Raw genomic sequence first — 12,088 nt, 5'->3', positions numbered from 1 at the left:
GTGCTTAGTCCAGACCCAGAACGCCGCGCAGCTGAGCCAGATCTTCCGCCAGCGTGGTAATCGGCCCTTTCAGCGCGTTACGGTCGGCATCGGTCAGCTTGTCGTAGGTTTCGAAGCCGTCTTTGGTGCGGTACTTCGCCAGAATGGTGTCAACTTTCTTGAAGTTGGCATCGACTTTCGCCAGCAGTTCACCGTTCTCTTTTTGCAGCTGAGGGCGCAGCAGGTCGACAATTTTCTGCGCGCCGTCGACGTTGGCCTGGAAATCCCACAGGTCGGTGTGGCTGTAGCGATCTTCTTCACCGCTGATTTTGCTCGCGGCCACTTCTTCAATCAGGCCTGCCGCGCCGCCCACCACTTTTGACGGCGGGAACGCCAGCTCGCTGATGCGCTTCTGCAGCTCCAGCACGTCGCCGTTCAGCTGCTCGGCGTACTTCTCCATCCCTTTGGTGGAGTTGTCGCCAAACAGGGCTTTTTCAAGACGGTGGAAGCCGGTGAATTTCGGATCGGCGGCCTTCTGCTCGTAATCGTCCTCACGGGCGTCGATGCTGCCATCAAGGTCAGAGAACAGCTCGGCAATCGGCTCGATGCGCTCGTAGTGCTGACGGGTTGGCGCGTACAGGGATTTCGCCTTTTCGAGATCTCCCGCTTTCACCGCGTCGGTAAAGGCTTTGGTGCCCGCGACCAGGTCCGCCGTCTCTTTGGTGACGTAGGCTTTATAGGCGGTGATGGCCTCGCCCAGGCTGAGCAGCGCTTCGCCCTTCGCGGCATCCTTCGTGGCTTCGCCTTTCACAATCAGCTTGCCTTTCGGGTTGGTCAGCAGGCCGCAGGTCATCTCATATTCACCCGGCTGCAGGTTGGCGGTCATCTTCTGGCTGAAGCCGGGGGCGATGTTTTCACGCTCTTCCACCACCATCACGCCTTTGAGGATTTCCCACTCCAGCGCCTTCTGGCTGTGGTTCTGGATAATGAACTGGGTTTTACCGCTGTTAACCGTGAGGGTCATCGGTTCACACTGTTTATCATTGACGGTGACTTTCACCTGAGGAACATCGGCTGCCTGAGCGGCGAAGGCAGATGCAATCAGCGCTGCCACGCCAGCCTGTAACGCACTACGACGGAATTGAATTGTCATGACCCTTCCCTTTAAAAGTATGTTGTAACTACAATGAGCACTTCAGGGCGCAGTACGCGACGGCTGAGCGCTGGGGCGCGATGGCATAAAGAACAGCACCAGCGCCGGAATCAGATAAATAAAGTACATCGCCACTTCGCTAACGCTCGGCGTTTCCTGATAGCCGAAGATACCTTCGAGCAGGGTGCCGGTCAGTGAATGGGTGGTGAGAACGTTGCTGAGATCGAACGCCACGTCCTGGAAGTGGTTCCACAGGCCCGCTTCATGGAAGGCGCGGATTGCGCCCGCCGCCAGCCCGGCCGCCACCAGCAGAATGAACAGGCTGGTCCACTTGAAGAACGCCCCGAGGTTAAGACGAATGCCGCCCCAGTAGAGGAGGAAGCCCAGAACAACGGCAGTTGCCAGCCCCAGCATTGCGCCGATTGGCGGCCAGATGCCCACGTCCTGCTGGAACGCGGCCAGCAGGAAGAAGACCGATTCCAGCCCCTCGCGCGCCACGGCAAAAAACACCATCAGGATCAGCGCCCAGCCGTGGTTATTGCCTTTCTGCAGGGCATTATCGACCGCCTGCTCCAGCTGCACCTTCACGTTGCGGGAGACTTTGCGCATCCAGAACACCATCCAGGTGAGTATCACCACCGCAATCACGGCGACGATGCCCTCAAACAGCTCTTGCTCCTTCTGCGGGAATTCGCCGGTAGTTTCATTGATGAGGATACCCAGGCCCAGGCAGAGCGCCGCGGCAAGGAACACCCCAATCCACATCACCCCAATCCAGCGCCCGCGCTGGGTTCGCTTCAGATAGCTGGCAATAAGGCTGACAATCAGGGCCGCTTCGAGGCCTTCACGTAACATAATGAGAAATGGAACAAACATGCCGACACCTTAAATGTTTAACGCGGTCAAGTGATGCAAAGAAAGGTAAATTCTTGTGATAGTGATTATCATTACGGCAGTAAGAAAAACAAGCGAAATGTGTGGTGTTTTAATGACGAGATGTAAACGCATCGCGAGGTAATAGTTGCGATCGTAACCGTTAAGTTTATAAGTTATAACGAAAATGCCCGTTTACGGTTAAGCGGCGCTGTGGCTAAATATCCGCCTCGAAAACCAACCGAAAATAAACCATGTTCAAGATTGTCCATTTCCTGCTGGCGCTGGTGATCATCCTCGCGCTCGCCTGGCTGGTGAGTTTCGACCGCCGAAAAATTCGCATTCGCTTTATTCTCCAGCTGATTGTTATTGAAATTGCGCTGGCGTTCTTTTTCCTGCACGCCGAAAGCGGCCTGTTCATTATTAAATATGTTTCCGGCTTCTTTGAGTCGCTGCTTAAATTTGCCGCCGAAGGGACCAATTTTGTCTTTGGCGGAATGGGTGAAAAAGGGCTGGCGTTCATTTTCCTTGGCGTACTGTGTCCGATTATTTTTATTTCCGCACTGATCGGTATTCTTCAGCACTGGCGAATTTTGCCGATCTTTATTCGGGTAATTGGCACGCTGCTGTCAAAACTGAACGGCATGGGCAAGCTGGAATCCTTCAATGCGGTAAGCTCGCTGATCCTCGGCCAGTCGGAAAACTTCATTGCCTACAAGGGCGTGCTGGGGGATCTCTCCTCGCGCCGTCTGTTCACCATGGCCGCTACGGCGATGTCGACCGTCTCCCTGTCGATTGTCGGTGCCTATATGACCATGCTTGACGCCAAATTTGTCGTGGCGGCGCTGATCCTGAACATGTTCAGCACCTTTATTATTCTCTCCGTCATTAACCCTGTGCGCCCGGAGGCGGAGCCGGATATCAAGCTGGAAAAACTGCACGAGTCCCAGAGCTTCTTTGAAATGCTGGGCGAGTATATTCTGGCCGGCTTCAAGGTGGCGATGATTATTCTGGCAATGCTGATCGGCTTTATCGCCCTTATTAGCGCCGTGAACGCCCTTTTCTCCAGCCTGTTCGGCATGAGCTTCCAGCAGATTTTGGGCTATGTGTTTTATCCACTGGCGTGGCTGGTGGGTATTCCGCTGAGCGATGCCCTGAACGCGGGCAGCATTATGGCGACCAAGCTGGTGGCGAATGAATTTGTGGCGATGATCGAGCTGCAAAAAATTGCCCATCAGATGTCACCGCGCGGGCTGGGGATTTTATCCATCTTCCTGGTGTCGTTCGCTAACTTTGCCTCCATCGGCATTGTGGCCGGGGCGATTAAGGGCCTGAACGAACAGCAGGGCAACGTGGTGTCGCGGTTTGGCCTGCGTCTGGTGTACGGCGCGACGCTGGTGAGCCTACTGTCGGCGAGCTTTGCGGGGTTGGTGTTGTAAGTTTTGTGCCGTTTGTGCCCGGCGGCGCTTCGCTTGCACGGGCCTACGATACAATAACGGCGGGTTATCCCGCCGTTTTTATTAAAACTGCACGCACACTGGCTGGTCGACCCGCATCACCGACTCCTGCGCGAAGCGTGACTTATAGATCCCGCGCAACGCTTCGATGTTCTTCTCGCTCTGGGCATCTTTACCGTGGATCAGCATCAGCGCTTTGCTGGGTTCGCGCGCCACTTTCCCGTCGTTCCCCAGCCACTGCCCGCGCGCGTCAAACACCGTTAAGCCATCGCGGAAGCGCGGCGTCACGTCCTGGTCAACAAACTGCTGCCATTCGTTGCCTGTGATTTGTGCCCCGGCCGGACGATTTAATCCGAAATAGAGCGTGGTCTGCTGCATCTGGTTATCTGCCCTGCAGGTCTCTACCGCCGCGTGCTGTGATGGCGCGTTGCAGCCAGCCAGCATCAATAGTGCCGCCGCCATCAACCCTGTTTTGATTGTCATGCTTCGCTATCCTCATTGTTATAAGTGCAGCGATATCAACGTAATTCTGGAAAATTTGCAAGAAAAAGCCGGGTGGCGCTAACGCTTACCCGGCCTACGGTGTTACGTGAGAAAATTATTCCGGCTGCAGCTTAGACGGAGGCGCGGAGTGGTAATGCGCGTCCGCTTCCGCAAAGCGTTTCTGCATGGAGGCAGAAGGCGCTTTGCCCAGCAGGCTGAACACCACGATACCGATGCTGCCGAAGATGAAGCCCGGGATGATTTCGTACAGGCCCAGCCACGCGAACTGCTTCCAGACGATGACGGTCACCGCACCGATGATCATGCCCGCCAGCGCGCCGTTGCGGGTCATACGTGACCACATGACGGAGAACAGAACGACCGGACCAAATGCCGCACCAAAGCCCGCCCACGCGTAGCTAACCAGGCCCAGCACGCGGTTTTCCGGGTTGGCCGCCAGCGCGATGGCAATCAGCGCCACCACCAGCACCATAAAGCGCCCTACCCATACCAGCTCTTTCTGGCTCGCGTCTTTACGCAGGAAGGCTTTGTAGAGGTCTTCGGTGATCGCACTGGAGCAAACCAGCAGCTGGCAGCTCAGGGTGGACATGACCGCCGCCAGGATCGCGGAGAGCAGGATACCGGCAATCCACGGGTTGAACAGGATCTGCGCCAGCTCGATGAACACGCGCTCGGCGTTCTGGTTCACCGCGCCCGCCTGCGCCGGGTTGTTGTTGAAGTAGGCGATGCCGAAGAAGCCGACCGCACACGCGCCCGCCAGGCACAGGATCATCCACGTCATGCTGATGCGACGGGCGTGAACGATGGTGTGGTGAGAATCTGCCGCCATAAAGCGCGCCAGAATGTGCGGCTGGCCGAAGTAGCCCAGCCCCCAGCCCATCAGGGAGACGATGGCAACGAAGTTCAGCCCCTTCAGCATGTCGACGTTTTCAATGCTCTTCTGCTTGATCACTTCCAGCGAATCGCCAAAGCCGCCGACGGTGAAAATCACAATCACCGGCGTCAGGATCAGGGCGAAAATCATCAGGCTCGCCTGCACGGTGTCGGTCCAGCTTACGGCCAGGAAACCGCCCACGAAGGTATACAGAATGGTTGCCGCCGCACCGGCCCACAGCGCCGTTTCATAGCTCATGCCGAAGGTGCTTTCGAACAGGCGCGCCCCCGCCACGATGCCGGAGGCACAGTAGATGGTGAAGAACAGAAGAATAACGACCGCAGAGATAATGCGCAGAACGCGGCTGTTATCTTCGAAGCGACCGGTGAAGTAGTCCGGCAGCGTCAGGGCGTTGTTGTTGGCTTCGGTGTGCACGCGCAGACGGCCTGCCACCAGCTTCCAGTTGACCCACGCGCCCACGGTCAGGCCGATGGCAATCCAGCTTTCGGAAATACCAGAGATGAAAATCGCGCCCGGCAGCCCCATCAGCAGCCAGCCGCTCATGTCGGATGCGCCCGCAGAGAGTGCCGTCACCATTGGGCCCAGGCTGCGGCCGCCCAGGATGTAGTCGTCAAAGTTCTTCGTTGAACGCCATGCCAAAAACCCTATCAGGATCATGCCAAATATATAAACGAGAAATGTCACCAGCATCGGTGTGCTAATAGCCATTTAAATTCTCCAAATGTGTCGAGCGACAACCGTCCGGGCTGCCTTGTTATATGATCACCGGAACGAGGTGAATGTATCTTGTGTTTCTGTTGGGCGCGCTATCCTGCCGTATGCGCATCCCGCTGACAAACGATTTAACACTGCATTTACATCAAATTCATCCCTGGTTTTATACGTCTTTCCTATAGGTTGCACTCGCTCACGCTTTTACGGGTTGCACCTTTTAAAAGTGTTAAGTTCCGCATAAAAACAGGCCTCACATGCAGAAGCCCGCTATTTTTTCCAGCTAACCATTCGTTAACAATCCATTCATTTCCCAGCTTGCAGACCAGGTCACATTTAACACGGTTGCACAAAGTTGCAACATGGTGGATATTTCACGCTAACGACCAAACGTAATTAAAGAACAACAGGAGTTTTGGCATGGGGATGACCACCATGGGGGTTAAGCTGGATGACGCAACGCGCGAACGGATTAAATCCGCAGCCACCCGAATTGACCGCACGCCGCACTGGCTAATCAAACAGGCGATTTTTAACTATCTGGAAAGACTGGAGAGCGACGAAGGTCTGCCGGAGCTGCCTGCCCTGCTGGCGGGTGCCGCCAATGAGAGCGAAGAAGCGACAGCCGCTGCCGAAGAGAACCACCAGCCGTTCCTCGACTTCGCCGAGCAGATCCTGCCCCAGTCCGTCAGCCGTGCCGCCATTACCGGCGCCTACCGCCGTGCCGAAACCGACGCCGTGCCGATGCTGCTGGAGCAGGCCCGCCTGCCGGAAGCCATTGCCGCACAGGCGCATAGCCTGGCCTATCAGCTCGCCGACAAGCTGCGCAACCAGAAAACCGCCACCGGCCGCGCCGGGATGGTGCAGGGGCTGCTGCAGGAGTTTTCCCTCTCCTCACAGGAAGGCGTGGCGCTGATGTGCCTCGCGGAAGCGCTGCTGCGCATTCCCGACAAAGCCACCCGCGACGCGCTGATCCGCGACAAGATCAGCAACGGCAACTGGCATTCCCACATTGGCCGCAGCCCGTCGCTGTTTGTGAACGCCGCAACCTGGGGCCTGCTGTTTACCGGCAAGCTGGTCTCTACCCACAACGAAGCCAATCTGTCGCGCTCCCTGAACCGCATCATCGGCAAGAGCGGCGAACCGCTGATCCGCAAGGGCGTGGACATGGCGATGCGCCTGATGGGCGAGCAGTTCGTCACCGGCGAAACCATTGCCGAAGCGCTGGCGAACGCCCGCAAGCTGGAAGACAAAGGCTTCCGCTACTCGTACGACATGCTGGGCGAAGCGGCGCTGACCGCCGCCGACGCGCAGGCCTACATGGTCTCTTACCAGCAGGCGATCCACGCCATCGGCAAAGCCTCCAACGGCCGCGGGATTTATGAAGGCCCGGGCATCTCCATTAAGCTCTCCGCCCTGCACCCGCGCTACAGCCGCGCGCAGTACGACCGGGTGATGGAAGAACTCTACCCGCGCCTGAAGTCCCTGACCCTGCTGGCGCGCCAGTACGACATCGGCATTAACATCGACGCAGAAGAGGCCGACCGCCTGGAGATCTCCCTCGATCTGCTGGAAAAGCTGTGCTTCGAGCCGGAGCTGGCGGGCTGGAACGGGATTGGCTTCGTTATCCAGGCCTACCAGAAGCGCTGCCCGTTCGTCATCGACTACCTGATTGACCTGGCAAGCCGCAGCCGCCGTCGCCTGATGATCCGCCTGGTGAAGGGCGCCTACTGGGACAGCGAAATCAAACGCGCCCAGATGGAAGGTCTGGAAGGCTATCCGGTCTACACCCGCAAGGTTTACACCGACGTCTCCTACCTCGCCTGTGCGAAAAAGCTGCTCGGCGTGCCGAACCTGATCTATCCGCAGTTTGCGACCCACAACGCCCACACTCTGGCGGCGATCTACAGCCTGGCGGGTCAGAACTACTATCCGGGCCAGTACGAGTTCCAGTGCCTGCACGGCATGGGTGAACCGCTGTACGAGCAGGTGACCGGGAAAGTGGCGGACGGCAAGCTGAACCGCCCGTGCCGTATCTATGCTCCGGTGGGCACTCACGAAACCCTGCTGGCGTATCTGGTGCGTCGTCTGCTGGAAAACGGGGCGAACACCTCCTTCGTTAACCGCATTGCCGACACCACGCTGCCGCTGGACGAGCTGGTGGCCGATCCGGTGCAGGCCGTTGAGAAGATGGCGGCGCAGGAAGGTCAGATCGGCCTGCCGCATCCGAAGATTGCCCTGCCGCGCGAGCTGTACGGCGCAGGCCGCGTCAACTCTGCAGGGCTGGACCTGTCGAACGAGCACCGTCTGGCCTCCCTCTCCTCTGCCCTGCTCAACAGCGCACTGCAGAAGTGGCAGGCCAAACCGATTCTTGAGCAGCCCGTCGAGGACGGCGAGATGCAGCCGGTGATCAACCCGGCGGAGCCGAAGGATATCGTCGGCTACGTGCGTGAAGCCACGGAAGCGGAAGTGGACCAGGCGCTGGACAACGCGGTGAACAACGCGCCAATCTGGTTCGCCACCCCGCCGCAGGAGCGTGCCGCCATTCTGGAGCGCGCGGCGGTGCTGATGGAAGATCAGATGCAGCAGCTTATCGGCATCCTGGTGCGCGAAGCGGGTAAAACCTTCAGCAACGCCATTGCCGAAGTGCGCGAGGCCGTTGACTTCCTGCACTACTACGCCGGCCAGGTTCGCGATGATTTCGATAATGAAACGCACCGTCCGCTCGGCCCTGTCGTCTGTATCAGCCCGTGGAACTTCCCGCTGGCGATCTTCTCCGGCCAGATTGCCGCCGCCCTTGCCGCAGGCAACAGCGTGCTGGCAAAACCAGCCGAACAGACCCCGCTGATTGCCGCACAGGGCATCAACATTCTGCTGGAAGCCGGCGTGCCGGCGGGCGTTATTCAGCTGCTGCCGGGCCGCGGTGAAACGGTCGGTGCCAAACTGACCTCCGATAACCGCGTGCGCGGCGTGATGTTTACCGGCTCAACCGAGGTAGCCTCCCTCCTGCAGCGCAACATCGCTACCCGCCTGGATGCCCAGGGACGCCCAACCCCGCTCATCGCGGAAACCGGCGGCATGAACGCCATGATCGTGGACTCCTCCGCGCTCACCGAGCAGGTAGTGGTTGACGTGCTGGCCTCGGCGTTCGACAGCGCCGGCCAGCGCTGCTCCGCCCTGCGCGTGCTGTGCCTGCAGGACGACGTGGCGGATCACACCCTGAAAATGCTGCGCGGCGCGATGGGCGAATGCCGCATGGGCAACCCGGGCCGTCTCACCACCGACATCGGGCCGGTGATCGACGCGGAAGCTAAAGCGAATATTGAAAACCACATTCAGACCATGCGCGCCAAGGGCCGTCCGGTGTTCCAGGCGGTGCGTGAGAACGGCGAAGATGCCCGCGAGTGGCCGACCGGCACCTTCGTGCCGCCAACGCTGATTGAGCTGGCAAACTTCGACGAGCTGAAAAAAGAGGTCTTCGGCCCGGTGCTGCACGTGGTGCGCTACAACCGTAACAACCTCAACGAGCTTATCGATCAGATTAACGCCTCCGGCTACGGTCTGACCCTCGGCGTGCATACCCGTATCGACGAAACCATCGCGCACGTAACCGGCAGCGCCAAGGTGGGCAACCTGTACGTTAACCGCAACATGGTCGGCGCGGTCGTCGGCGTGCAGCCGTTCGGCGGCGAAGGCCTCTCCGGCACCGGTCCGAAAGCGGGCGGTCCACTCTACCTGTACCGCCTGCTGGCGAACCGTCCGGAAAACGCGCTGGGCGTGACGCTGGCGCGTCAGGACGCGGATTATCCGGTGGATACGCAGGTGAAAGCCGTGCTGACCCAGCCGCTGGACGCACTCATCAAGTGGGCAGATAAGCGCCCGGAACTTCGCACCGTTGCAGAGCAGTACGGCGAGCTGGCGCAGGCCGGTACGCAGCGTCTGCTGCCGGGGCCAACCGGCGAGCGCAACACCTGGACGCTGATGCCGCGCGAGCGCGTACTGTGCGTGGCGGATAACGAACAGGACGCGCTGGTGCAGCTGGCCGCCGCCGCCGCCACAGGCTGTGAGGTGCTGTGGCCGGAAGACGGTCTGCATCGTGACCTGGCAAAACAGCTGCCGAAAGCCGTTTCTGCCCGCATTCACTTTGCGAAGGCCGATGCCCTCATGGATCAGCCGTTCGACGCGGCGATCTATCACGGTGATTCCGACCAGCTGCGCGAACTGTGCGAGCAGGTGGCGGCCCGCAGCGGCGCGATCGTTTCGGTGCAGGGCTTTGCGCGCGGGGAGACTAACCTGTTGCTGGAGCGTCTGTACGTGGAGCGCTCGCTCAGCGTCAACACCGCGGCGGCGGGCGGTAACGCCAGCCTGATGACCATCGGCTAATCGTGTAAATTCTCCCCGGTGGCGCTACGCTTATCGGGGCTACACAACAACCGTAGGCCGGATATGCGCAGCGCATCCGGCTTTTTTACATGGAGGGGATGATGAAATACTGTCTGATCGCAGGTGCAGCCCTGCTTATGAGCGTAAACGCGCTGGCCGATGGATGCGCTAACGCCAGCACCCAGTCGGAACTCAACGCCTGCGCGGCCGGGCAGTACCAGGCTGCGGATAAAAAGCTTAACCAGACCTACCAGGCGGCTATGAAGCGCGCGGCTGCCCCGCAGCGCGACCTGCTGAAAAAGGCGCAGCAGTCGTGGATCGCCCTGCGTGATGCGGACTGTAAGTTGATGGGTTCAGGAACCGAAGGCGGCACCGTTCAGCCGATGATTATCAACCAGTGCCTGGCAGAGAAAACGGTGGAGCGCGAAGCCTTTCTGGCCTCCCTGATGCAGTGTGAAGAGGGCAATTTAAGCTGTCCCCTCTCCCCATAGGGGCGAGGGAGAAAAGACAGCACAGAACAGTCCCCTCTCCCCTTTGGGGAGAGGGTTAGGGTGAGGGAAACTAACGCACGCGGATCCCTTCGATAATCATCCGCTGCACGTTGTCCAGCGTACTCTGGAAAAACGCTTCATCCTGCAAGGTTTTACCGGTCACCGCTTCAACCTGGGCCGCAAAGTCAGCGTAATGCTGCGTTGCGGCCCAAATCATAAAGATCAGATGATGCGGGTCGACGGGAGCCAATTTTCCGCTGGCGACCCATCCGGCAATAATGGCCGACTTATCTTCCACCAGCTGTTTTAGATCGCCGGTCAGCGCTTCCTGCAGCAGCGGCGCGCCCTGCAGCATCTCCAGACAGAACAGCCGCGACGCCTGCGGGTAATCGCGCGATACCTCGAGCTTCAGACGGATGTACTCCTCGATTGCCACCAGCGGAGCCAGCTCTTCGCGGAACGCTTTTAACGGCGCCAGCCAGATATCGAGGATCTGCTGCATCACCGCCACATACAGCGCCTCTTTTGAGGGATAGTAATAGAGGAGATTGGTTTTCGACACGCCGGCCTGCTCCGCAACCTGCTCAAGGCGCGTGCCGTGAATGCCAAACTGCGAAAAGGTCTCCAGCGCCGCGCTGAGGATCGCCTGCTTTTTGGCGCTTACCGCCCGCGAACGTTTGCCGGGTACTTTCACCGCGCCTTGCGTCATTCCTGCTCTCCATAGGCCACCGCGCCGTCATTCTCCGACAGCGTTTTTTTCTTCCGCTTGAGCTTTAGCTCGCTCACCAGCACCCCGGCAACGATAAACGCCGCCCCAACCAGCGCCAGCAGCGGCAAGCGCTCCCCGGCAATGCGTCCGAAGATACCGGCCCACACCGGCTCGCCGGTGTAGATGACCGTTGCCCGGGTCGGGGATACGCTGCGCTGCGCCCAGTTCATGGTGACCTGAATAATGGCGCTGAAGATCCCAAGCCCGAGAGCCACCACCACCAGGCCGGTGGACATCGGGGGCACTGATTCCCCTGCGGGAACCATAGCGGCAAAGGCTACCAGCGACGCCGTCGCCAGCTGCACGACCGTGACGCGCTTGACGTCAACTTTTCCCGCCCAGGCGCTGATCAGAATAATTTCCGCCGCAATGGCGATCGCCCCCACCAGGGTGATCATTTCGCCAGGCCCCAGCGCCAGCAGGTTGTTTTCCGGCCCGGCCAGTAAAATCAGCCCGATAAACGCCAGCACGATACCGATACAGGACATCAAACCCGGCATTCTTCCCAGACACAGCCACTGCAGGAGCGGCACCAGCGGCACATACATGGCGGTGATAAACGCCGATTTGCTGCTGGAGATGGTCTGTAGTCCCCACGTCTGCAGGCTGTAGCCCATCGCAATCGCAACGCCAATCGCCACCCCGGCCTTCAGCTCCCTGAGGGTTAATCCGCGCAGGGTTTTTAGCGAGATTAAGGCCACGGCAATCGCCGCCGTCGCAAAGCGCAGGCCGACAAAGAAGAAGGGATCGCTCAGCGTAACCGCATACTGGACGGCAAGGAAGGTTCCGCCCCAGAACATGGTGATCAGAATAAGGATCGCTTCCTGAGGTTTGACGGAGAATTTGAAACGGGAGAGAGACATGAGACACCAG

At 59.1% G+C, this 12,088-nt stretch carries 9 protein-coding genes; 3 read left to right on the top strand and 6 right to left on the bottom strand.

Annotated elements, in window-relative coordinates; all coding sequences use genetic code 11:
- Positions 1-4: 4 nt before the first annotated feature.
- Positions 5-1,132, bottom strand: coding sequence for an iron uptake system protein EfeO (gene efeO, locus VPX56_RS08485; RefSeq protein ID WP_131635485.1), 1,128 nt, complete (start codon positions 1,130-1,132; stop codon positions 5-7).
- Between the two features lie 42 nt (positions 1,133-1,174).
- Positions 1,175-2,008, bottom strand: a complete 834-nt coding sequence (efeU, locus tag VPX56_RS08480) for an iron uptake transporter permease EfeU (protein ID WP_263609204.1) — start codon at positions 2,006-2,008, stop codon at positions 1,175-1,177.
- 251 nt (positions 2,009-2,259) lie between these two features.
- Here efeU and VPX56_RS08475 point away from each other — a divergent pair, with 251 nt between their 5' ends.
- The gene (locus tag VPX56_RS08475; RefSeq protein ID WP_263609203.1) at positions 2,260-3,444 is read left to right on the top strand and encodes a NupC/NupG family nucleoside CNT transporter; all 1,185 of its coding nucleotides are present in this window, start codon (positions 2,260-2,262) and stop codon (positions 3,442-3,444) included.
- Positions 3,445-3,525: 81 nt separating this feature from the next.
- Here the strand turns inward: VPX56_RS08475 and VPX56_RS08470 are convergent, their stop codons facing one another.
- Together VPX56_RS08470 and putP are read right to left on the bottom strand one after the other, a co-directional pair.
- Positions 3,526-3,945, bottom strand: coding sequence for a DUF3574 domain-containing protein (locus VPX56_RS08470; RefSeq protein WP_326471086.1), 420 nt, complete (start codon positions 3,943-3,945; stop codon positions 3,526-3,528).
- 115 nt (positions 3,946-4,060) lie between these two features.
- The gene (gene putP / locus VPX56_RS08465; RefSeq protein ID WP_326471084.1) at positions 4,061-5,569 is read right to left on the bottom strand and encodes a sodium/proline symporter PutP; all 1,509 of its coding nucleotides are present in this window, start codon (positions 5,567-5,569) and stop codon (positions 4,061-4,063) included.
- Between the two features lie 423 nt (positions 5,570-5,992).
- Here putP and putA point away from each other — a divergent pair, with 423 nt between their 5' ends.
- On the top strand, positions 5,993-9,955 hold the full coding sequence (gene putA, locus VPX56_RS08460; protein ID WP_326471082.1) for a trifunctional transcriptional regulator/proline dehydrogenase/L-glutamate gamma-semialdehyde dehydrogenase: 3,963 nt from the start codon (positions 5,993-5,995) through the stop codon (positions 9,953-9,955).
- Between the two features lie 101 nt (positions 9,956-10,056).
- Positions 10,057-10,446: a lysozyme inhibitor LprI family protein gene (locus VPX56_RS08455; RefSeq protein WP_326471991.1), complete on the top strand. Its 390-nt coding sequence runs from the start codon at positions 10,057-10,059 to the stop codon at positions 10,444-10,446.
- A gap of 70 nt (positions 10,447-10,516) precedes the next feature.
- Here VPX56_RS08455 and rutR read toward each other — a convergent pair whose 3' ends face one another.
- Together rutR and VPX56_RS08445 are read right to left on the bottom strand one after the other, a co-directional pair.
- Positions 10,517-11,155, bottom strand: coding sequence for an HTH-type transcriptional regulator RutR (rutR, locus tag VPX56_RS08450; protein ID WP_131635492.1), 639 nt, complete (start codon positions 11,153-11,155; stop codon positions 10,517-10,519).
- Complete coding sequence (locus VPX56_RS08445; protein WP_326471078.1) at positions 11,152-12,078, bottom strand: DMT family transporter; 927 nt, start codon at positions 12,076-12,078, stop codon at positions 11,152-11,154. Before VPX56_RS08445 ends, rutR begins: the two co-directional genes overlap by 4 nt.
- Positions 12,079-12,088: the final 10 nt, after the last annotated feature.

This window comes from Enterobacter wuhouensis (assembly GCF_035835995.1).
GTDB lineage: Bacteria > Pseudomonadota > Gammaproteobacteria > Enterobacterales > Enterobacteriaceae > Enterobacter > Enterobacter wuhouensis.
The sequence above is the reverse complement of the archived record's forward strand: the minus strand, read 5'-3'. Positions and strand labels throughout refer to the sequence as shown.